This window comes from Blautia sp. SC05B48 (genome assembly GCF_005848555.1).
Lineage (GTDB): Bacteria > Bacillota > Clostridia > Lachnospirales > Lachnospiraceae > Blautia_A.
Map to the genome: position 1 here is coordinate 594,486 of NZ_CP040518.1, position 22,742 is coordinate 617,227.

Annotated in this window: 19 protein-coding genes and 2 pseudogenes; 10 read left to right on the forward strand and 11 right to left on the reverse strand. The window is 42.2% G+C overall.

The window, feature by feature from the left end; all coding sequences use genetic code 11:
- Window positions 1-14 precede the first annotated feature (14 nt).
- Entirely contained in the window at window positions 15-809 is a 795-nt protein-coding gene (gene proC / locus EYS05_RS02655; RefSeq protein ID WP_138276541.1) for a pyrroline-5-carboxylate reductase, read from the forward strand.
- A gap of 90 nt (window positions 810-899) precedes the next feature.
- Here proC and EYS05_RS02660 read toward each other — a convergent pair whose 3' ends face one another.
- The 8 genes and pseudogenes from EYS05_RS02660 to EYS05_RS02690 all read right to left on the reverse strand — a co-directional run bounded on the left by EYS05_RS02660 (window position 900) and on the right by EYS05_RS02690 (window position 10,662).
- Window positions 900-1,922 carry a threonine aldolase family protein gene (locus EYS05_RS02660; RefSeq protein WP_138276542.1) on the reverse strand — a complete coding sequence of 341 codons (1,023 nt, stop codon included), beginning with the start codon at window positions 1,920-1,922 and terminating at the stop codon, window positions 900-902.
- Between the two features lie 29 nt (window positions 1,923-1,951).
- The gene (locus EYS05_RS02665) at window positions 1,952-2,986 is read right to left on the reverse strand and encodes a LacI family DNA-binding transcriptional regulator (RefSeq protein WP_118625075.1); all 1,035 of its coding nucleotides are present in this window, start codon (window positions 2,984-2,986) and stop codon (window positions 1,952-1,954) included.
- A 105-nt stretch (window positions 2,987-3,091) separates the two neighbouring features.
- A complete protein-coding gene (locus EYS05_RS02670; RefSeq protein ID WP_138276543.1) occupies window positions 3,092-4,618 on the reverse strand; it encodes a DUF5605 domain-containing protein in 1,527 nt (508 codons plus the stop codon).
- A gap of 77 nt (window positions 4,619-4,695) precedes the next feature.
- A complete protein-coding gene (locus EYS05_RS02675; protein ID WP_118512927.1) occupies window positions 4,696-5,535 on the reverse strand; it encodes a carbohydrate ABC transporter permease in 840 nt (279 codons plus the stop codon).
- 12 nt (window positions 5,536-5,547) lie between these two features.
- Window positions 5,548-6,420: a carbohydrate ABC transporter permease gene (locus EYS05_RS02680; protein WP_118512928.1), complete on the reverse strand. Its 873-nt coding sequence runs from the start codon at window positions 6,418-6,420 to the stop codon at window positions 5,548-5,550.
- Window positions 6,421-6,494: 74 nt separating this feature from the next.
- Complete coding sequence (locus EYS05_RS02685; RefSeq protein WP_118512929.1) at window positions 6,495-7,733, reverse strand: ABC transporter substrate-binding protein; 1,239 nt, start codon at window positions 7,731-7,733, stop codon at window positions 6,495-6,497.
- 420 nt (window positions 7,734-8,153) lie between these two features.
- Window positions 8,154-8,729: pseudogene (locus EYS05_RS17565) on the reverse strand (ABC transporter substrate-binding protein); the annotation flags it as partial.
- Entirely contained in the window at window positions 8,704-10,662 is a 1,959-nt protein-coding gene (locus EYS05_RS02690) for a recombinase family protein (RefSeq protein ID WP_243119192.1), read from the reverse strand. The gene EYS05_RS02690 and the pseudogene EYS05_RS17565, both read right to left, overlap by 26 nt.
- 365 nt (window positions 10,663-11,027) lie before the next feature.
- Here EYS05_RS02690 and EYS05_RS02695 point away from each other — a divergent pair, with 365 nt between their 5' ends.
- Complete coding sequence (locus EYS05_RS02695; protein ID WP_138276544.1) at window positions 11,028-11,660, forward strand: GyrI-like domain-containing protein; 633 nt, start codon at window positions 11,028-11,030, stop codon at window positions 11,658-11,660.
- A gap of 30 nt (window positions 11,661-11,690) precedes the next feature.
- Entirely contained in the window at window positions 11,691-12,068 is a 378-nt protein-coding gene (locus tag EYS05_RS02700) for an SdpI family protein (RefSeq protein WP_003864540.1), read from the forward strand.
- Between the two features lie 17 nt (window positions 12,069-12,085).
- On the opposite strand, the gene EYS05_RS02705 is transcribed toward EYS05_RS02700, so the two are convergent.
- Window positions 12,086-12,280 (reverse strand): hypothetical protein, encoded by a 195-nt coding sequence (locus EYS05_RS02705; protein ID WP_138276545.1) that lies wholly within the window; start codon window positions 12,278-12,280, stop codon window positions 12,086-12,088.
- Between the two features lie 469 nt (window positions 12,281-12,749).
- Between EYS05_RS02705 and EYS05_RS02710 the strand changes: the two genes are divergently transcribed.
- From EYS05_RS02710 to EYS05_RS02720, 3 genes are all read left to right on the forward strand, one after another.
- The gene (locus EYS05_RS02710) at window positions 12,750-13,517 is read left to right on the forward strand and encodes a helix-turn-helix domain-containing protein (protein WP_138276546.1); all 768 of its coding nucleotides are present in this window, start codon (window positions 12,750-12,752) and stop codon (window positions 13,515-13,517) included.
- 273 nt (window positions 13,518-13,790) lie between these two features.
- Window positions 13,791-14,825 carry a helix-turn-helix domain-containing protein gene (locus EYS05_RS02715; protein ID WP_138276547.1) on the forward strand — a complete coding sequence of 345 codons (1,035 nt, stop codon included), beginning with the start codon at window positions 13,791-13,793 and terminating at the stop codon, window positions 14,823-14,825.
- Window positions 14,826-15,183: 358 nt separating this feature from the next.
- Window positions 15,184-15,921, forward strand: coding sequence for an Abi family protein (locus EYS05_RS02720; RefSeq protein WP_243119193.1), 738 nt, complete (start codon window positions 15,184-15,186; stop codon window positions 15,919-15,921).
- 517 nt (window positions 15,922-16,438) lie between these two features.
- On the opposite strand, the pseudogene EYS05_RS02725 reads toward EYS05_RS02720, so the two are convergent.
- Window positions 16,439-16,894: pseudogene (locus tag EYS05_RS02725) on the reverse strand (ABC transporter substrate-binding protein); the annotation flags it as partial.
- A gap of 149 nt (window positions 16,895-17,043) precedes the next feature.
- Between EYS05_RS02725 and EYS05_RS02730 the strand changes: the two are divergent.
- From EYS05_RS02730 to EYS05_RS02740, 3 genes are all read left to right on the forward strand, one after another.
- Entirely contained in the window at window positions 17,044-18,252 is a 1,209-nt protein-coding gene (locus EYS05_RS02730; protein WP_138276549.1) for a MalY/PatB family protein, read from the forward strand.
- Between the two features lie 104 nt (window positions 18,253-18,356).
- The gene (locus EYS05_RS02735) at window positions 18,357-19,715 is read left to right on the forward strand and encodes a M20 family metallopeptidase (RefSeq protein ID WP_138276550.1); all 1,359 of its coding nucleotides are present in this window, start codon (window positions 18,357-18,359) and stop codon (window positions 19,713-19,715) included.
- Window positions 19,716-19,735: 20 nt separating this feature from the next.
- Window positions 19,736-20,149: a C-GCAxxG-C-C family protein gene (locus tag EYS05_RS02740; protein ID WP_138276551.1), complete on the forward strand. Its 414-nt coding sequence runs from the start codon at window positions 19,736-19,738 to the stop codon at window positions 20,147-20,149.
- Between the two features lie 321 nt (window positions 20,150-20,470).
- Here the strand turns inward: EYS05_RS02740 and EYS05_RS02745 are convergent, their stop codons facing one another.
- Window positions 20,471-21,316, reverse strand: a complete 846-nt coding sequence (locus EYS05_RS02745) for an AraC family transcriptional regulator (RefSeq protein ID WP_118625814.1) — start codon at window positions 21,314-21,316, stop codon at window positions 20,471-20,473.
- A 180-nt stretch (window positions 21,317-21,496) separates the two neighbouring features.
- Between EYS05_RS02745 and EYS05_RS02750 the strand changes: the two genes are divergently transcribed.
- Window positions 21,497-22,690, forward strand: coding sequence for an MFS transporter (locus EYS05_RS02750; RefSeq protein WP_138276552.1), 1,194 nt, complete (start codon window positions 21,497-21,499; stop codon window positions 22,688-22,690).
- The last annotated feature ends 52 nt before the right edge of the window (window positions 22,691-22,742 follow it).

Here is a 22,742-nt window from a genome sequence, read left to right on the forward strand (position 1 = left end):
GAGGATTTTTGTTTATGAAGATTGGATTTATCGGATGTGGAAATATGGCCTCTGCCATGATCGGCGGTATTCTCCGTCATGGGATCTTTTCAAAGGACGAGATCATTGTTTCCAACCTTACAGAAGAAGGCAGAGTGCGCAGTAAAAAAACTCTTGGTGTTGTCACCACTCTGGATAACAATGAAATAGTCAGATCTGCAAAAACTGTCGTTCTTGCAGTAAAACCGCAGTTTTATGAGGAAGTTCTCACGGAGATCCACGACAGCCTCACGACAGAGCACACCATCATCGGAATCGCTCCCGGCAAGACGCTTGCATGGCTGGAAGAAAAAGCCGGTCTTCCTCTGAAGGTTGTTCGTTTTATGCCTAATACGCCTGCACAGGTTGGAGCCGGAATGACTGCTGTATGTGCCAATGACCGGGTTTCGGAAGACGAACTGGCAGAAATCCTTAAGATCACAGACAGCTTTGGCTGTACCGAAGTGATACCGGAGCGTCTGATGGACGCCGCAGGCGCTGTAGGCGGCTGTGCACCGGCTTATGTGTTTATGTTTATCGAAGCCATGGCAGATGCCGCTGTCAGCCAGGGAATGCCTCGTAAGCAGGCTTATAAATTTGCTTCCCAGACTGTTCTCGGCAGTGCAAAAATGGTTCTGGAAACCGGCAGACACCCTGGAGACCTGAAAGACATGGTCTGCTCACCGGCAGGAACTACCATTGAAGGTGTCCGCACCCTGGAAAAGAGCGGCTTCCGCAGTGCCGTATTTGAAGCGCTTACCGCAGCTGCTGAAAAGGGTAAAAAGTTATAATTTCCGAAAACAAAAACTCCGTGAGGCCTGCATTCACCCGGACCTTACGGAGTTTTTCCATCTCATCTCTTTTATCATCTGCCGACAGCCCTACAGCAGCTCGATCAGCGCATCAATATCTTCCATTTTTGTTCCCCAGCTTGTGGCAAAACGGATCACTGTATGATCTTCATCATATTTTTCCCAGAAATCAAACTGCACTTCTTTGCCCAGTTCTTCTTTCTTTTTATTTTCCAGAACTACAAACTGCTGGTTCGTGGGAGAATCCAAGAAAAGCTGATATCCTTTTTCCTGAAGGGCTTTTTTCAGCTTCATAGCTGTTTCAATAGCATTTTTGCTGATCCTTGTATACAGATCATCGGTAAACAGTGTGTCAAACTGGATTCCCAGAAGACGGCCTTTTGCCAGAAGGGCTCCCTGCTGTTTCACCATAGTCATAATGTGCTTCGGAGCTTTTTTCGTAAAGACCACTGCCTCACCGCAAAGTGCTCCTACCTTGGTTCCGCCGATGTAGAACATATCTGTACATCTGGCGATATCCTCAAGTGTCACATCTGCTTCCGGACTTACCAGACCGTAACCAAGTCTTGCTCCGTCCAGAAATAGCGGAAGCTCGTATTTATGGCATACCTCGGAAATTTCCTCCAGCTCTTTCTTCGTATAAAGTGTTCCGTACTCTGTCGGATGGGAAATATAAACCATTCCCGGAAATACCATATGGTTGTGACTTTCATCCCCGTAAAAAGTTTCCACATAATCTGTGATACTTTCTGCTTTGATCTTTCCGTTTTCTGCCGGAAGTGTCAGTACCTTATGTCCTGTATACTCGATCGCTCCGGCCTCATGACAGCTTACGTGTCCGGTCTGCGCCGCAAGAACACCTTCATAACGGTTCAAGACAGAACCTATGACCGTGGCATTGGTCTGGGTTCCTCCCACCAGGAAAAGCACCTCAGCATCCGGGCAGCCACAGGCCTTACGGATCTTCTCTTTTGCAGAATCACAGTATTTGTCTGTGCCATAACCGGAAAGTTTCTCCATATTGGTTTCCAGAAGCTTCTGGAGGATCGCCGGATGAGCTCCCTCGCAGTAATCGTTTACAAAAAATAACATTTTATTTTCTCCTCATCTGTATTTTCATTTTATTTGACCGTCTGCCCTGGAATGATCTTACAGGTAGAAAACGATTTGAATTTACAGGAAATCGCCCCCTTCATCTCCTGTTCCAGGAAAAGCATGGCTACATGCGCACGTTCCAGATGCTCCATCCGAAGTGTGGTAAGAAGGATATCTCCGGTAAGATAGTCCGGGATCTCATCCACACCCAGAAGAGAAATGTCTTCCGGAACCGAAATTTTCTTCTGCCGTAACGCACGCATCACTCCAATGGATATCTGATAATTTTCCATGATAAAGGCATCCGGCAATTCATGAGTATCCAGATATTTCAGTGTTGCCTCACATACCTCACTGGTAGTTTCTCCCAGCGAGTAAATAGACTCTTTCTCCAGCGGCAGGCCATTCTTCCGAAGTCCTGCACGGAATCCTGCACGCCTTTGCTGGAAATTAAAGATATCCTGGGTGTTGGCCATATATTTGATATTCCGGCATCCTCTGGAAACCAGATAATCCACACAATCTCTGATTCCTTCCACTCCACCGAAGGTAACGCAATGATATTCATTTCCAAGATCATTATCATAAATCACCATTGGCTTTCGGATCGCCCGAAACGGTGGAAACTGATCCGGCTGCATCTCTGTTGCATACAGGATCACACCTGCCACATTTTCCTCATTGGCCTCACGCACTACGCGCTCCACGTCTTCTTTTTTTGTGGAAGAAGCATAAGTCACACTGACGATACAGCCCATTCTTCTGGCTTCCTGTTCAAATATCGTCAGACTATCCGGGCATACATCCAATTCAAAATTTTTGAGGAACCTGAGATGATTGTCAATATAAAGCACCTTGATGATATTTTTATTTTCCAATTCCTGATTCTGTTTATCTTTTTCTTCTTTTTGTTTTTCCGGTTCTCCGGTAACTTCTTCTATATAATCGAAAACCTTCCGTCTGGTCTTTTCACTGACCCCTGGCTTGTTGTTCAAAACCAGAGATACAGTTGCCTTGGAAAGATTAAGATTTCTTGCTATATCCGCTGCTTTAATCTTCATGCCGCTCCCTCTTACTAAACATTCTCTCCTTGATTTTAAACATTTTCTTCTGCACTGTCAACACAAAGCGGGAAGCTGCTCACAGGCAGCTCCCCGCAAAAATGATCATTTGACCTCACGTACACGTACAGCCATATATTCTCTTCCAGGCAGGTCGATCCGGAACTTGCCTTTAAAGATTCCTTTCTTCTCGATCGTCATATTCCAGGTATCAATTACTTCTACCTCAAATTCTGTCTCATCATCGATATGATACTCACGGAATGACGGACGCATGAAGCTGTAATAGAAAATATAATATTTAATATCCTGAAGACTATTATCTACTGCTGCACCAACCTCATCCCACTGATTTTCCAGCGGACGAAGTCCCGGTGCCGGTGTCTCCTCCATAATCTTCTGGAGGAATTTAAATCTCTCGGGGCTTTCTCCGTGAAGCTTGCCGCCATGAGACCACCAGAGAATTCCCTCATCATTCATATAGGTTTCTCCGTGTCCCGGATATGCTCCCCGACAGAATGCTTCCCAGAAACGTCTTGTCATTTCTTTTCCACTGATATTTCCCCATCCATGCTGGATATTTCCTTCATATGCAATCTCATCCAGAACTACCGGTTTTTTGTAACGGATCCGCCACTCATTTACCATCTCGGAGGACTTGTAAAGATCCTGTCTCTGAATGCTGCAGTGAGTGATCCACGGTCTTGTATAATCATAGAAACTCTTGCAATTGTGAATGGAACGAAGATGATTGTATACATCTTTTTCCTGGATAATAGCTGCGTAACGCTCCCAGTCCTCTGTTGTCTTTTTCGGGAAAAGATCGTACTCATTGGCAAGTGACCACCATACGTTTCTGTATGCACTTACTCTGGCAATGAGATATTTCCAGTAAAGATCATCACACTCTGCACTCATCTCACTGAAGCCCCATCTGTCATATGGATGCATCACAATGATGTCAGCCTGGATCCCAAGGTCCATCAGCTTCTTTATACAGTCATCAATGTGCTGGAAATGTTTTACATTAAATCTCTTGTGATCAAAATCATTGCCTGCTGTACAGCCAACATATTCCAGAAAATTCTCAGATGTCAGTACAGAGCTGTCCATCGGAGTTCCTTCATATGGATAGCTGATCGGCTCATTCAGGTTGTAGTCATAATGTTTCGGGAATACACAGAAACGGATCTTATTAAATGCACTGTCTGCCAGTGTCTCCAGTGTCTGTTTCTGAAGCTCCTCGCTCTGAAGTTCCCACACATAGCATGTTGTTCCGATGGAATAATAAGGTTTTCCATCTTCATATGCCATATGATAGGTGTAGGATACACGGACCGGTCCGTGATTGCCCTCTGCTGCCGGTGTTACATGAAATGCACCTGTATACACTTCATCAGAAAAGCTTCCTTTGATCTCAAATGTATAATCACCTTCAAAAGATGGCATAAAACGTACGCGGTAGATTCCGTCTCCATCATAGAAACCGTCTACGGTTTTTGTTTCTTCCTTGCCCTTAAAGGTTCCCTGAATTGTATAATCCGTAAACGGATTTCCCTCATGTCTGCCTGACATTTCTGCTTCAAAGGTTCCCCATTTTTCTACGGATTCTGTATATTTGCAAGTACTCATAAGTCGTCCTCTTTCTTTCTGTATTCATGCGCGGGCTGCTGTTCACGATACCGCCATGCAGCAGTCTGCATCAAATATCATGATTTAACTGCTCCGGCCATACCTTCCACGAAATATCTCTGGAAGATCAGATATACCACCATAACCGGAATAACGGAAACAAGTACACCTGCACACAGATAACCATAGTCTGTTCCGTGCTCACCTACGAATGTCATAATACCAACCGGTACTGTCTTCATGGCATTGTCGTTGATGATAACGCTGGCCAGAAGATACTCATTCCATGTGGAAAGGAAATCTGTGATAAACAGTGTTGCGATCGCCGGTTTTGCGATCGGCAGGATGATCTTGTAAAAAAGCTGCCATTTATTACATCCGTCAATACATGCAGCCTCATCAATATCTTTCGGAATTCCCAACATGAAACCTCGCATGATCAGGATACAGTAGGAAATACCAAATCCGATATATACATAGAATAATCCGAAATATGTATTCAGAAGATTCAATTTGCTGTAGATGATGTTGATCGGTACCAGTGCTGTCTGCATCGGAAGCATCATACCAATAAGGAAGAATACGAAGATACCTATACGGTGCTTGATATTCAGTCTTGTCAGTGCAAAGGAAGCCATAGCACCTACAAAAATACCAAGCGGTACCTTCAGGCAGGAAATGATCAGATCATTCTTCATATAAGTAAAAAGATTTCCCTTTGTAATGGCATTGGTAAAGTTATCCCAGGCAATTTCAGCAGGAAGCTGGAACAGACTCAGTCCGCTCATAAAATCCTTTTTGTGTTTCAATGCTGTTGCGACCAATGTAAAGATCGGAACGATCCAGATCAGTGCCAAAATTATCAGAAGTACGTACAGCAATATTTTTTTTGTGATTTTTTTTGTTTTTCCGTCCATTGTCTGCACCTCCTACTTTTCTTTTGCCGTGAAGGAAACATACGGAATGATCACCACAAGCATCATGACTACCATGACACAGGCAACTGCAGTTCCCATACCTACATTGTTATACTGGAATGTCTGAGAATACATATAGGTTGCCAGAACCTGTGTAGAGTTGTTTGGACCGCCTCCTGTAAGACCCTGTACAATATCGAAAACCTTCATAGCTGCTACGATCAGTGTTGCAAGAACCATAACGAATGTTTCTTTCATAAGCGGTACGGTAACACTGAAGAATTTACGGACCGGACCTGCACCATCAATGGTTGCTGCCTCAAGGACATCCGGGGATACTGCCTGAAGACCTGCCAGGAAAAGGATCATCGGCTGGCCGATCCCCTGCCACAGTGCTGCCGCAAAGATTGCATACAGGCTCACCTTCGGATCAGAGATCCAGGTCTGTTTGAAATTAATCCCAAGTACCTTGAAAAACTGATTGATAAATCCGATGTTCGGATTGTAGATCCATCTCCAGATGATCGCTACCGCGATTGGTGCGATAACGCAGGGAAAATAGAAAAATGCACGGAACACGGTACGTCCGCGGAACTGTTTGTTAAGAATGACCGCAAAGCCAAGAGAAACCGTCATCAGAAGTACAATCGTAAGTACGATCCAGACCAGGTTATTCTTCAACGCGATCATAAATGTTGCATCATTTGTAAAAAGATTAACATAGTTTGACAGACCTACAAACTCCTTCTCAGCAACACCGTTCCATTTAAACATACTGATAAACAGTGAGTAAAATACCGGTACCACAATTACGGAAAGGTAGATCACTGCTGCCGGTATCAGAAACGCATATGCCCCAAAATCAACTTTTCTTTTTTTCTTCATTCCGGATCACCTCCATTTTTACTGAAAAAAGCGGCCAAAGCCTGCGCTCTGGCCGCCCCGTTATGCTTTTATGATTATTTAGCCTGATATTCTTCAATTGCCTTCTGGATATTAGCTGCTGCATCTTCCGGTGTCATCTCGCCGTTTGCAACTGCATCCTGTGCATTAAAGAGAACATCTGCAACCTCTGTCGGGAATGCCTGGTCAGTGATCGTGAATGTACCGTTCTCATTAGATGTTTCAAGCATACCGTTTACGTTGACCTGCTCAGCCGGAGCTTCAGCGCCCTGTACAGGAAGCGGTACGTTATAGTACTCACCATACTCTGCAACATTCTCATCACTCTGATAGTAATCCATGAACTTCACGCATGCATCAAGTTCTTCATCAGAAAGATTAGCATTGAACTGTGTCATCTCTGCGAAAGCAGACATACGGTTGTCATCACCTGACGGGAATGCAAATACACCATAATTGTTAGGATCAAGATCATTCTGGATGAACTGTCCGTCATACCACTGTCCCTGGAGATCCATTGCACACTCTCCTGTACCCATTGCCATGATGGTATCGTTCGGATCAAGTGTAAGGAAACCATCCGGGAAGTATCCTGCGTCAACCCACTCTTTATATTTCTCAAAAGCCTGTACTACTGCATCGCAGTTCCAGCTCTCCTCAAATGTGTTCAGCTTGTCATGAAGCTCAGCACCTGCATAGTGCTCAACAAGAAGCTCAAACCATCTCATTACATGCCATCCGTTAAGTCCGGCTGTATCCATTGGTGTAACTCCGTTATCTTTCAGAGTCTTAAGAGCTGCTTCGAAATCCTCGAATGTAGTAGGAACTTCGATTCCGTTATCTTCAAAGATCTGTTTATTATAGTAAACACCAAGTGCATTGTAGCTTGTCGGATATCCGGAAAGCTTGTTTTCAAATGTACAGAGATTTAAAGAAGATTCTGTAAATTTGTCGTTCCATCCGTTATCTTTCGCATACTGTGTAAGATCATATGTCTTTCCATTCTCCTCATAGAAGCTTCCAAGACTGCCGCCCCAGTTAAACCACATACTTGGAAGTGTATCTGAAGAAGCTGCTACTTTGCAGGCATCCTTGATTCCATCTGTGTCATAGAAAGAAGCTGTTACTTTAATATCCGGGTTTGCTTCGTTGAATGCCTCTACGATCGGCTCAACCGCATTCTGTCTTGTGCTCAGTGTCCAGAATGAAACCTCTGTTGCTGCACTTACAGAAGAAGCCATTCCGAATACCATTGTTCCTGCAAGTACTGCTGCCATTACCTTTTTAAAATTCATACCATGTCCTCCTTTAAACTTTTCCATGAATTTTGTTTAGTTTTCCGTTTAGCACGTCTCGTTTTTTGTTAAGTAAAAGATAGCATATTGTTTAGTAATTTTCAACTACATTTTATCTTTTCTATATTTTTTATAATTTTATTTGATATTTTTTGTGCATTTTTACCATATCTTTATTATATTTCATTTGACCTCATTTAAACTTTTTTTGAATTATTTTAAATTTATTTACACCATTTATGTTTAACGAATCATTTTCATCCATTTATTAAATACTATTTTGGAACTTTTTATCTAATATTTTCAGTCACTCAATAGCATATTCTGACATTCTCTTTTTCTTATTCCTTCTTTGTTACGTACAAAAACCTGCGGTTTTTATAAAAGCCGCAGGTTTTTCCCATGTTTTTTAAACTTTCTTTAACTTTCACATGCTTTCCGTGCATACTCCGTCTGCACCAAATCTTCATACGCCGCACGATCCGTCAACTCTCCTGCATCTTCCAGGATATCCTGCAGAAGCTCAAAGCTGTCTTTTTCAAAGATGAGATTCTCTTTCCATGTGTCCTGGTCATAATAACGTTTTACAATGGCAGTGATGGTTTCAAGATCTGTTTCTTTGAACTGCGGTGCGATCACTTCCGCGATTTCCTCCGGCGTATGACTCTGCACATAGTCCATTCCCTTCTGAAGTGCATCGGTGAATTTCTGGATGATCTCAGGATTTTCTTTCATGTAGCTTGCTTTTGCACTGTAGGATGTATATGGTACATATCCGGATGCCTCCCCGAGAGATGCCACTACATAGCCCGCTCCTTCTTTTTCCAGAATAGTTGCAGATGGTTCGAATTCTACTGTATATGCCGCTGAATCATCACCTGTAAAGGCTGCTGCCGTGGAACCGAAATCAATACTCTGGTCAATGATCAGATCCTTTTGCGGATCAATGCTGTTTTTCTTCAGTATATATTCAAATACCATTTCCGGCATTCCACCTGTCGCCTGTATTACAATGTAAATATTTATCCGATAGTTGTTTTGCGGTGGTTTCTGCTGAGATATCTGACGTATCCGGCAGATAGTCTTTGACAAGCACCGTAATTTCTTCTTTTGATTTTACGATTTTATACGGCTTCAGCGAGTTTTCTGTGGGTTCCAGAATTCCAAGATTTTTCGCCAGCTCAATATAGGGCAGAATACTCTGCTTTGTCTTTTTGAATCCAAGATCTGTGATGTGCTCAGACAGATACTTGGCAGATGTGTAGCCACGCTCATCCTCAGCGATCAGCTTCATTACGATAGCAATTATCGTATTTTCTCTGCGGTTCATTTCATCGGAAGGACTATAATGAATCAGATTGGATAGTCCATACTTTAAAGTAATTTCCGGCATTCCGTCCTCATCCACCACAATTTTTTCTATGAGAAGTTCAATATCTCTGCGGTCAAGCGTTCCCCCGGCAATGATCTTATCTACTACATCAAGAGCATTCCGTAATTTATCTTTTACATCCGGCGTTTCGATTGCTGCTTCATCCAGTTCCTTTAACTGCATTTCCAGACCATGAATCTGAGCAAACAAATCATTCTGCATGGAATCGTAAGTCTCATTGATCAAATTTTCATTTCCGTTAGCAACTGCCAGATCTTTTACTTTCTGTGTAAGTAAAACTTTCAGCTGATTCTTTCGGTCACCGATTTCTCTATGTAGTTCCTGTCGTTTTTCTTCGACTGTTTTTTTTTCTGCTTCAAAATCTTTCAAATCATAGGTAGCAATGACTTCACTGAGAGCATTTCTGCATAGTTTGATATAAGTCAGAACATCTTCCATTAAATCATCTTCTTCGATCAGATGAGCCTTGGAGCAATAACGCCTGCCTTTGGTGTTATATGTCGTACAGATATAATATTTTCGTTCCCTGCTGGATGTCTGACGCTTGATCGGTGTAAGACGGCTGCCACAGTCCTTACAATACAGACAGCTTCCGAAAGGATTGGGAATCTCTGAACCAAGCCACTGTCCACGGCTTCCACGATAATTCGTGCGGTTACGTTTTTCTTTTAATTCCTGCACCAGTGAAAAGGTAGCTTTGTCAATAATCGCCGGGTGATGATTCTCGAAAATACACTGTTCTTCCTTTGGGACACGTTTGTCCTTTCCATGAACGGTATTCCTTGCACGCTTTTTCAACCGAAACGTTCCAATATAAAAATCATTGTCCAGGATTTCTTTTATCATGGCATCCGACCATTTGGAAGCCACCTGTCTTTTGGATAATCTTCCTTCTTCGATTTCACGTTCCCGCTGTATCATAGACGGAGTCGGTGCGTTGTGCTCTGTCAGATACGTAGCGATTTTTCGATAACCGGAACCGGAAAGGTATAAATCATAAATCTTCCTGATATATTCCGCTTCTTTTGGCACAATCTCCAAAATCGTTTTATCTTCTGTATTGCGACGGTACCCAAACGGGGGTCTGGTGATCAAAGTTCCTTCTTTTTGCCGGGCTCCGATGGCACGTTTGATCTTTTTACTGGTGTCTTTCACATACCTTTCATTAAACCATGTTTTTATACCAATGGTGTCATCACTGGAATCCATGGAATCATAGTTGTCATCAATGACAATCAAGTGTTTGCCACGCTCCTGGAACTCATCCAGAAGCAGAAGAACCTTTGCATTATGTCTGCCAAGACGGGAGAAGTCTTTGACGTATACGGTATCAATCTCTTGATCCAGATCTGCCATCATCTGCTGAAATCCAGGTCTGTCAAAAATATAGCCGGAAATTCCATCGTCTTCATACCAGCGGTCAATTTTTACGCCATGATCATTGGCATATTGACTGATGATCAGCTTCTGATTTTCTATGGAAACGTAATTTTTCTTATCATCATCTCGGGAGAGACGGACATATCCTGCATTCATAGCTGCCCCTTTCATTAATGTAAATTTAAATACTATGCATTATGTAATATCGTTATATATTATGGGTAAGAAAAAGTATATAGTCAAATTGAAGGCATTTAAAATTATGAAATATTTGATATTGATGATAGATTGCGAAAACATGTGAGATTTGATATGATTTTAAGGAAATATTTAATCGAATCAAGTAAGTCCCCTGCTTCAATTGCGAAAAGAAATAAGCAGTGGGTGGGGACTTGCTTGTATCAGGAGGAGTGCAAGCTCCTTCTGATAAACTGCGGAGCAGTTATTCGGTTATGAGCAAGTAGCAAAGCGGATTGCGAATATCCGCTTGATTAGATTTTGGAAATTTGACGGAGGTAGTTATGGCTTTTGATTTTAAGAAAGAATATAAAGAATTTTATATGCCGAAGAAAAAACCAGAGATTGTAAATGTCCCGAAGGCTAATTACATTGCAGTCAGAGGTAAAGGCAATCCAAACGAAGAAGGCGGTGCATATCAACAAGCGATTAGTGTTTTATATGCTGTTGCATACACATTAAAAATGAGTTACAAGACTGATTATAAAATTGAAGGCTTTTTTGAATATGTTGTCCCTCCATTGGAAGGCTTTTGGTGGCAGGATGATATCGAAGGTGTAGATTATACAAATAAATCTGCTTTTAACTGGATTTCTGTCATTCGTCTGCCTGATTTCATTTCTAAAGCCAATTTTGACTGGGCGGTAGAAACAGCAACCAAAAAGAAGAAACTCGATTGTTCATCCGCAGAGTATCTTACGATTGATGAAGGATTATGCGTCCAAATTATGCACATAGGTTCTTTTGATGATGAGCCAGCAACCGTTGCTCTTATGGATACTTATGTAGAACAAAATGGGTATGTGAATGATATTAACAAAGATAGATTGCACCACGAGATTTATATGTCTGATGCAAGAAAGGTTGCCCCGGAAAAATGGAAAACTGTAATTAGACATCCAATCAAGAAAGCGTGAAATCGGAAGTTGTAGTAAAGGAGGTTTACAATGGGGTTTTGGATTTTTATGTTGATTATGGATTTGCTTCTTCCATTTACGATGATTGGTTTTGGAAGATATTTTATGAAAAAGGCTCCAAAGGAAATAAATTCAGTATTTGGATATCGGACTTCGATGTCTATGAAGAACAAAGACACATGGGAATTTGCTCATAAATATTGTGGTAAAGTTTGGTATGTCTGTGGAATGGTTATGTTGCCGATAACAGTAATATTCATGCTTTTAGTAATTGGAAAAAATGAAGATTGTGTTGGGAGTATAGGAGGAATTATCTGTGGTGTTCAACTTATTCCTTTAATTGGATCTATTCTCCCAACAGAAATAGCATTAAAAAAGAATTTTGATAAGAATGGAACAAGACGATAAATTCCAGTTTGTTGAAATCATGATATATCATTCCAGTGATTTCTAACCATTGCTTTGATACCATTGTGAATATCGGCATCCGAGTTCCCATCCAGAAATGTGACAACCCGGAAACCACTATCCGTATATTTCTTACGTTCAGCTTCAAATTCTTCCTGTGAGGAGAAGTCGCTGCGCCAGAGATAATACGTTGGTTTACACAAGGCTATCACATCCTCATTCTGTTAAATTTTCTATCATTATCATATAAAAAGTGGACAGTTTTCGTGTCTGTCCACTTTAAAATAATTTTATCGTTCACGGTCTGAATGGCTTAACTGACCTCTTTTTGCCAATTCCAGTATTCCCGGTGGAATACGTTTTACCAGATGTTGCAGATTTTCATAATCCGCCCTGAGTCTGGCATCATCCATTTTTTTCGCATACTACTGGATTTTGCTTCTTTTACCTGTCTGGATAAATTCTCTGTCTGTTTTTGCAAAGATGATTTATCTGACTTTAAGGAACGAAGTGTCTGATCGTACTTTCGAATCTGTGTCTGAAAATTCTCCATTGCGGGGAAAAACTTCTGCAAAAGTTCAACTGCTTTATCCGTATTTTTACCCGCATTGAAAAAGTTTGTATTTTCCAGTAGATCAGTAATTTCTTTATCGGTTAAGTAATTTACGCAAAGACCGTAGCATGAGCCAAAAACAACTGGCTGAGGAGCTTCATGTGACACACTCACAGATCAGCCATAGCGAAAGTGGTGAAACAAAAAATCCTAATATAAGTATCGTGATAGATGCAGCCAGATTTTTTCATGTTTCCACAGATTATCTGCTTGGAATTACACAGATTACCACACCAAAAAGTTATGATATTTCAGAATTAGGACTTTCTGAAGAACCTGTAAAGAGGTTAATTACCGGAAGAATAGATATAAATATTTTAAACTGCCTGTTAGAACATGAGCACTTTCCACGCCTGTGTATTATGATTCGCAATTTCTTTGATGGTACCATTATCGAGGGAGTCATGGCTCGAAACCAGGTGGTTGATTTTGCAGTAGATCAGTTGACGGATTTAATGAATGCAGAACCGGCAAAACGAAAAGAAATTATAAAAGATAAACAGTTTTTAAATTGGCAGAAATTAGGATTGAATGAAGCAGATATTGAAAAAATCAAGAATCAGTTTGTATCCATATTGCGTGATATAAAATCCAGTATGCAGAACAAAGAACTTACAAGTACTGTTGCTACAGCCGAATCCATAAAGACAATCCGAAATGCATTGCCTGATAAGCCAGCTTCTGATATTACAAGTGATGATGTGGCAAATGCCGTTGCTTTTTATATGGGGCAGACAACAGATCTGAACGATACGGGACTTACAATGGTACAGGAATTGGCAAAATATATTTTTGATAACAGTGTGCCGGAGAAAAGATCAGATGATCATTGGTAGAAATATACCTTTCTTCAAATGTGGCATCGTTTAAATAACAGCATCGCCATGCTATTATTCAAACTCAGTTCTGCTCTTTCAGGAATCTCCTTTGCGGGATACCTTCCATCGCAGAATGCCGAGAGCTACAGGTAAATGTAGAGCAGTAGGTTATTTTCCCGGCAGTTAAAAAATCTGAAAGATAATTAACAACAATTCAATTGTGCTATATCTTGAATGCTGTTATGATTTAGTTACAAAAGCTTTTGGAAAATCTGTTAGGAGAGAATTTAAATGAATATTGGTAGTGTGATAAAAAAATACAGAAAAGAAGCCGGATACACCCAGGAAGAGATGGCAAACAGGCTTGGTGTTACAACTCCAGCAGTAAATAAATGGGAAAATGGCAACTCTAAGCCAGACATTGAATTGTTGTCACCTATTGCAAGATTGTTGCATATTTCTCTGGATACCCTGTTGTCTTTTCAAGAAAAATTGACAGATTTTGAAATCGGAGAATTTATTCAGAAGATGGACAAAATGTTTTCAGAGGAAGGTTACGAAAAAACATATCAATGGGCTGTAAATACCATAAAAAAATACCCAAACTGCAACTTGCTTATCTGGCAGATCGCAGTAATGCTCGATTCCCGAAGAATTATTGGTGAATGTGATAATCCAGATAAGTACGATGAACAAATCAATGCCTGGTATGAAATAGCCTTGAATGACGAAGAGGAAAAAATCCAGCACCATGCAGCAGATTCCCTGTTTGGCTTTTATTTAAGGAAAAAGGATTATGCTATGGCAGAAAAATATCTACGTTATTTTTCCGACTATGATCCTGTGAAAAAAGTAAAAATGGGACAATTATATATGAAGCAGGGAAAAACAGAAGATGCATATGAAAAACTTGAAGATGTAGTCTTTTCAACGTATACTACATTAAATCTGACTTTTGGTACCATGATCACCCAAGCTCTTGAAGAAAAGAATCATGAATATGCAAAATATCTGGCAAAAAAAATGAGTATTTTAGCCAATGTATTTGACATGGGAAAATATCATGAATGCGCAGCAATGTTAAATGTTGTTGTTGCCGAAAAAGATGTGAAAGGCACTTTTCAGATGGCAAAGCAACTCTTGGAGAACGTAGATACCATGGGTGATTTTCGAGAATCAAAATTATATCAGCACATGAAATTCCGGGATACTGAAAATCCGTATGCCAAAGAAATGAAGAAGGCATTACTGGAAGGATTCAGAACTGAAGAAGAATTTTCTTACATGAATGGATATGAACCGTGGGATCAATTTATTCATGAATAAAAGCCCTATCCGCCGGGAACAGAGCATTTTATAGATGAAAGAGATTATTTGGCAGGCGTCGCGGCTCCTGCATCTCTTTTAACCTATAGGGTGCGTGGTTGCAACGAAATTTACCACCTCAAATAATCTTACCACCATAATAATTGAAATTTGCATACTTGTAAACAAGTGGGTATAAAAAAATCCTGATTGAATATAATTTAACGCAAGGATAATTTCTGATTGACTTTCCAAGTTATATCGGTTATATTATCTTTAGTGATCAGATTGCAGAAACTCGTGAAGCCTGCGATCGGGGGAGGGTGCCGAGGCCCCTCTCCTTTTTCTTTATCTGAAAATATTTTGCTGAGAGGTACATATGAGCAAACCATTTATTACATATACTACACAGATTGAAAAACTGAAAAGTGAAAAAAATCTGATTATTGTAGATTCTGATTTCGCGGTAGAAGCTCTGCAAAATATCAGTTATTATGCATTGATTGGTGGATATAAACATCCATTTATTGATATTCATACTCGTAAATATATTAACGAAGCACGTTTTGAAGATATCGTATCTCTTTATGAATTTGATGAAGAACTGCGTGGACTCTTTTTTAAATATTTATGCCGTGTAGAAAGAAGAATGCGTTCGTCCATTTCTTATCATTTCTGTAAAAAGCATGGGGAGCGTCAGGAAGAATATCTCAATCCTAACAATTATAACAATCTTTCAAAAAATAAAAATGGAATCGCAAAATTAATTAAGATGCTTGATACGATGGCGAAACAAAATAGGGATCATGATTATCTTGTTTATCAGCGTAATAAATATCATAATATTCCATTATGGGTGATTATGAATACACTTACTTTTGGTCAGATATCCAAAATGTTTGAATTTTTACCTCAGAATATACAGGGAACAGTTTGCCAGGATTTTGGGAATGTTAAGAAAAATGAAATGATAAAGTATTTGAAGGTATTAACGCTGTACCGAAACGTATGTGCACATAATGAACGCCTGTTTTCTTATCGCACATATATCGACATTCCAGATACATTGTTACATAAAAAATTGAACATTTCTAAAAATGGTTCAAAATACATATAAGGAAAAAACGACTTATTCAGTGTTGTTATTGCTTTTCGTTATCTACTTTCCAAAACAGATTTTATACAATTTAAAAAACAACTATTGCATATTTTCAGTAAGTACGAAAAACAGAATTCAAATCTTAAGCTGAATGTTCTCTTTGAATATATGGGATTCCCATCAAACTGGAAAGAGATAACAAAATTCCGCAAAATATAAATTTAAATAAAAGTTTTATCTTGTTTATTGCATATTTAGAGTTGTTGCAGTATATTAATAACAATTGGGGTATGTGTTTGCGGACATATACTTGGAGGAGTCGGGACAATCTGGCTCCTTCTTTATTGACGGTAAGTAATCCATGCAGTATTATATAAATACAAAGTAGCTCTGAATCGGATATTCAGAGTTGTAAAACGGCGGAAATATCATTGCTGGTATTTCCGCCACTTCTTTTATACATTCTTCGCACTATTCATCCCATCCACCCAGTTACACAGAATCACAATCGTCTCATAATTTACATAGTTATATGTACGCCACCCTTACGACCGCCAAGAACCTTCTCTCCTTTCAGATCCTCCCACTTGAAATCAGGCATCTCTTCTCTTGCCACAAGAAAATTCCCCGCACGCTGAGTTAACTGCGCGAAATTTACGACAGGATCCGTGGCGCCCTCCTGATAAGCATAAACAGATGCCTCTGCACCCATAAATCCAATATCTGCCTCACCGGAAATCACAGCAGTCATCGTTTTATCTGCTCCGAATCCCGTCACCAGTGTCAGATTCAGACCTTCCTCCGCAAAATATCCCTTCTCGATCGCAACATACTGGGGTGCATAGAAAACAGAATGTGCTACCTCATTTAAAGTGACTTTGCTCAATTTCTCCTCTTCCTTATCTTTCTTTGATGCAAAAACTGTCATCGGCAGCGCCGTCACCGCCAGCACGACTGCCACCGCCAATGCGATCCGTTTTTTATTTTTCATGCAGATACTCCTTTTTTGACTTCTGATTTTAGCATATGCCAGAAGGACCTGAAGGGTTCGGAACATCATACTGAAATGGAAAGGAATTGCCTCTCCCCCAAAAATATGATAAGGTGAAGCAAATAGAATCTTTCAGAAGGAGTATCCATATGAAATATGACTTCACTTCCATCATTGACCGGCATGGCAGAGATTCCATCGCAGTAGACGGCCTGAAGGGCGATGGTTTCTCTCCTGCCCCGCCGAAAGAAGGCTTCGATGCCATCCCGATGTGGGTAGCAGACATGAACTTCCCTACTGTACCTACCATACAGCAGGCGATCATCGAACGGGCCGGTCACCCGGCCTTCGGTTACTTCGAAGCCCCGCCGGAATATTATAAGGCCATCATCCGCTGGCAGGAAACACGTCACGGTGTCACCGGTCTGAAGCCCAAGCACATTGGCTACGAAAATGGCGTTCTGGGCGGAGTTATCAGTACACTGAACTGCATCTGCTCCCGCGGTGATAACGTCCTGGTTCACAGCCCGACATACATAGGCTTCACAACAAGTCTAAAAAACAACGGCTACGAGGCCGTACATTCTCCGCTGGTAAGGGATGAAAACGGCATATGGAGAATGGATTATGCAGACATGGAGAAACAACTCCGGGAAAAGAAGATCCACGCTGCCATTCTCTGCAATCCGCATAATCCCTGTGGACGCGTGTGGGAGCGTTGGGAGCTGGAAAAAGCCATGGAACTTTACCGAAAACATGATGTCTATGTCATCTCAGACGAGATCTGGTCTGACCTCATCCTGAACGGCCATAAGCATATCCCTAGCCAGTCCGTCAGTGAAGATGCCCGCCAGCGTACAGCGGCCTTCTACGCTCCATCCAAAACCTTTAATCTTGCAGGGCTTGTTGGCAGCTATCACATTGTATACAACAGCTGGTGGCGGGATCGTATTTTGAAAGAGTCCAGTCTGAGCCATTATAATATGATGAATGTTCTGTCCATGCACGCTCTGCTTGGCGCTTATCAGCCTGAGGGCTATGAATGGACCGATGAACTATGCGAAGTACTAAGCGGAAATGTAAACTTTGCCTGTGATTACATTGACCGGCACTTTAATGGTGTCAACGTTTCCAGGCCTGAAGGCACCTACATGCTCTTTGCCGACTGCACCGACTGGTGTGCCGCCCATGGCAAAACAATCGAGGATGTGGAAAAAGCCTGCTGGGATGTCGGTGTTGCCGTCCAGGACGGCAGGATGTTTTTCGGTTCCTGTCACCTGAGAATGAATCTGGCCTCACCCCGTTCCCGCATAGAGGAAGCCTTCCGCCGAATGGATCGATACGTCTTCAACAGGTAAAAATCTACTCTGCCGTTCATTACAATCTATGCTATAATAGAGCTCATAACACCAGCGTTCCATCCTGTCACTTTCCGGAACGCTGTAAATAGGAGGAAATCAATATGGATATTAAAGAAGAAATCCACGCATTATCAGAAGAAATGCTCACAAATCTTGGCAGACTGGTTGCCATTGACTCCCAGCTCGGTACCCCTTCCGAGGGAAAGCCATTTGGTGAGGGCCCTGCAAAAGCCCTGAAAGAGGGACTGAAGATCGCCGAAGAACTTGGCTTTAAAACCGTAAACCTGGATAACTACTGTGGTTATGCCGAAATGGGCGAGGGCGATGAGATCGTCGGCATCGCCGGTCATCTGGATATCGTTCCTGTAGGCGGAGACTGGACCTACGATCCGTTCCGCCTTACCCGTGAAGGCGATCATGTATACGGCCGCGGGACCACTGATGACAAGGGCCCTATCCTGGAAGCGCTCTATGCTATGAAGCTTCTCCGCGATCACGGCGTGAAGCTGAACAAAAGAGTCCGCCTGATCATGGGCTGCAACGAGGAAACAGGTTCCAAATGTATGGCTCACTACAATCAGGTAGCAGAAGAGCTTTCCTGCGGTTTCACACCGGATGCCAGCTTCCCATGTATCCACGGCGAAAAAGGCCAGCTTGCCATGATCGCCTGCTCAAAAAACACCCGAATCATCTCCATAAACGGCGGTTTTGTATCCAATGCAATGTGTGACACCTGTACAACCGTTGTTCCCGATGAGGACGGTCTGAAGGAAAAACTGGAATCCGCACTTTCCCGGACGAAGCTCCAGGAATATAAGGTAAGCGAAGAAAATGGCAGACTCACCATCTACGCCAAAGGTGTTCCGGCCCATGCCAGCACTCCTCATCTCGGTGTCAATGCTGCAGGAGTAACCTTTGAATGCCTGGCAGAAGCAGGCTTTGAAGATGACTTTGTAGAATTCTATAACTCCCATATCGGCACTGCATGTGACGGCTCCGGCATTGGTCTGAAATTTGCAGATGAATACGGCGATCTGACGTTATGCAACGGAATCGTAAAAACAGAAAACGGTGTCATTTCCTGTACCATCGATATCCGTGTTCCGGTAACTCTTAATGAGACCGATATCCGCAAAATGTGCCAGGACAGACTGGAAGATAAAAACGGTCGTATTGAGATCACACAGATTGTTGCCCCGTTATTCTTCCCAAGAGAATCTCCGCTGGTAAATGCTCTTTACAAAGCTTACACAGATGTGACCGGCGATACCGAGCACAAACCAATGGTCATCGGAGGCGGCACTTACGCAAAATCCCTCAAAAACATCATAGCCTTCGGACCTGAAAAAGAGGGAATTGACTACCGCATCCACGGAGCCGATGAATTTATCCTGGTCTCCGGTATGGAAGAAGCGGTACTGATTTATATGGAAGCGATCAAAAACCTACTTGCGATTTGAAATCAGGAGGATAAGAAATCATGAGTACAAAAGCCGAATACGCTGCAAAATTACACGAGAATGGCTGCAACTGTGCACAGGCAGTTGCCTGCTCTTTCTGCCGGGAATTTGGCATCGATGAAAACGAGATGTTCCGTATTGCTGAGGGTTTCGGCCTTGGAATGGGTGTTATGGAAATGTGCGGTGCTATTTCCGGTATGGCTATGATCATCGGACTTTCCAACAGCCGCGGAAATACCGAAGAAGGTTCCGGCTCCAAAGGTGACACTTACAAAAAGCTTCGCACCTATATCGGGAAATTCAAAGAAAAAAACGGCTCCTGCATCTGCCGTGAATTAAAAGGTGTAGAGACAGGCAAGGTCCTCTGCAGCTGCCCGCAGTGCATCACGGATGCGGTTGCTCTTACAGAAGAATATCTTGCGGAAAACAGATAATCTCATAAAATAAAACAGCAGAATTGTATATTCCCTGTAATCCCGGGACATACAGCTCTGCTGTTTTCTGTTCCTATTCGCTTTTCACTGTCAGATCCTTCACTCATCTGTATTTCTTATAATTCAGGTACACCGCCGGGATCTTTACAAATTCATCCAGGCTGATAAGCTTTCTGGTAAAAATGCCAGGTATCTTTTATTTTTCATTTATTTTTCCCATACCTCCTCATCAAACTTACGGTCCTTAAAGTAATATGGCTTGTCCGCATCTGTGATCTCTCAGATAAAACTTTTGTTCTGCCTCTTCTAACTCATACCCGATCACACCGTCTTCCTGAATTTCGCCGGTGACACTCCAAACTGCTCCCGGAACAGATGATAAAAGTGGCTCACATTGGAAAATCCGCAGCACTCACAGATATCCAGAATCTCCCGGTCTGTCTGTGCCAGAAGATAAACTGCATATTTCAGACGCTCCTGGTTAATATACTGGGTAGGCGTTTTCCCACAGATCTGTTTCAGCAGCCTGCAGAGATGGCTTGGAGAGCAGGGAGCCAACTCGCACATTTTTTCGTAGCCTTCCTGGAGATTTTCAATCTTTGACATATTTAAGAGAAGCTCTGACAGCCAGGAAGGCATCTGATTCCAGGGATCCTTTTCATCATAAGTGAAGAAATAATCCTCCAGAAGAAGCGCAATGACACACTGCGCATGATATCTTGCGTGCCGGGGATGGCTGCTGTTTACCAGCTTTCCCGCAGTATCCATTGCATCCAGAACCTTGCGGAAATTTTCCCCTTCCAGATGTACATAGGCAGGCATCTCACTGTTTATCAGTTTATCCATCTTTTCCTCCTGCTCCAGAAACAGAGAAACATTCCGGAGCACCTGGGTAGAAAAGCCCAGATTCCGGACGCAGAAATTCTCCGAATGATAAAAGTTATAGCTGTGCATATCATTGGGGCGTATAAAAAACAGATCCCCCTTTCTTACTGTCTGCACGGAATCATTGATCATATGATAGGCCGTACCCTCTGAAATGATAAAAAGTTCATAATGATTATGAGTATGTATTGGCACATGCTTGTAAATATCCGAAATCGTATAGGAAAGTCCGGACTCTCTGTTCAGCGGATACTGTTCTTTTCCAAATACCGGTATTTCCATCTTCTCTTCTCCTCCCCGCTTCCTGATATCAATATACTACAAAAATCTGACAGCTGTAAACAAGAAACGTAGTGTAAATTGTGATATTCTTTTACCGCATTGAAGGAGATTTTCTTGTTGAAAAAAATTTCTCTGATGCAGATATTTAATCTTTAATTTTTTCAGGGAGGACTTATCATCATGTCATCATCCAAAGCTCGATTTTTTAATCCGGCTGTTGTAGGCCTGATCATGCTCAGCTTTTTTCTGGGTACCAGTGAATATACTGTGATCGGTATCCTGCCGGAAATTGCGGACGGATTCGGAATTTCACTGACTCAGGCCGGAAGCATTGTATCTCTGTTTGCCTTTGCCTATGGCCTTGGCACTCCGTTTCTGGCTGCCTATGTGGGAAAATACAACCGTTTTCGTATTACCATGCTGGGGATCTCACTGTTTGCGCTCTGCAATCTGATCTGTGCCATTGCTGTCAATTACATGGTATTTCTGGTGTTCCGTATTCTTACGGCTGTGGTTTCCGGTACTGTGGTTTCCATCTCCATGACTTATGCGGAAGATGTTGCTTCCATCCCGGAGCATATCCCAGGTGTGATCGCAGGTGTCTTTTCAGGCTTCAGCGTTGCTTCTGTTGTGGGTGTGCCTATCGCTTCCACTATCACGCAAACTTTTGGCTGGCGTGCGGCTTTTATCACGATCTTCGTGGCAACCCTGGCTCTGCTGGCGCTTCTGTTTGTGAAACTGCCGCGGCAGAACCGGCTGAAGGCCGGAAGTATTCTGGAACAGTTTAAGCTTTTTCTGGACAAAAGGATCTCCATTGGCTGTGCCATCGTTTTCCTGGCAGGCGCCTCCACTTACTGTTTCTATACTTATCTGACACCGATTTTCCAGCAGGAGCTCCATATTCCGGATTCCATGCTGAGCCTTGCGCTTCTGATCTTTGGTATTGCAGCGATCACCAGCAATGTAAGCTCCGGTCAGGTGGCAAACAAAACCGGCATCCACATGCTGCCCCTGATCTACGTCATCCAAACTGTATGTCTGCTGCTTCTGCCCATTGCCACCCATAATCTGATAAGCGGAGGACTGGTACTGTTTATCCTCGGTGTTGTGATGTATCTTCTGAACTCACCATTGCAGATGCATTTTTTGAAGATCGCTACCAGAGAGCATCCTGCCTGTGTAAACCTTGCATCTTCTTTGATCTCGGTTTTCTTTAACTTTGGTATTGCAGCCGGTTCTGCCATGGGTGGAATGATCGTAAAATATGCCGGACTTCGTTTTGTAGGGATCGGCGGTGCAGTTCCCGGCATCGGAGCGTTCATCTGTGCGATGATCCTGCTTCAGATCATGAAGCCTGGCGCGGATATCCGGTAAATAAAAATACAGCCAGGAAATTATCCGGATCTTATATCCGATATTTCTGGCT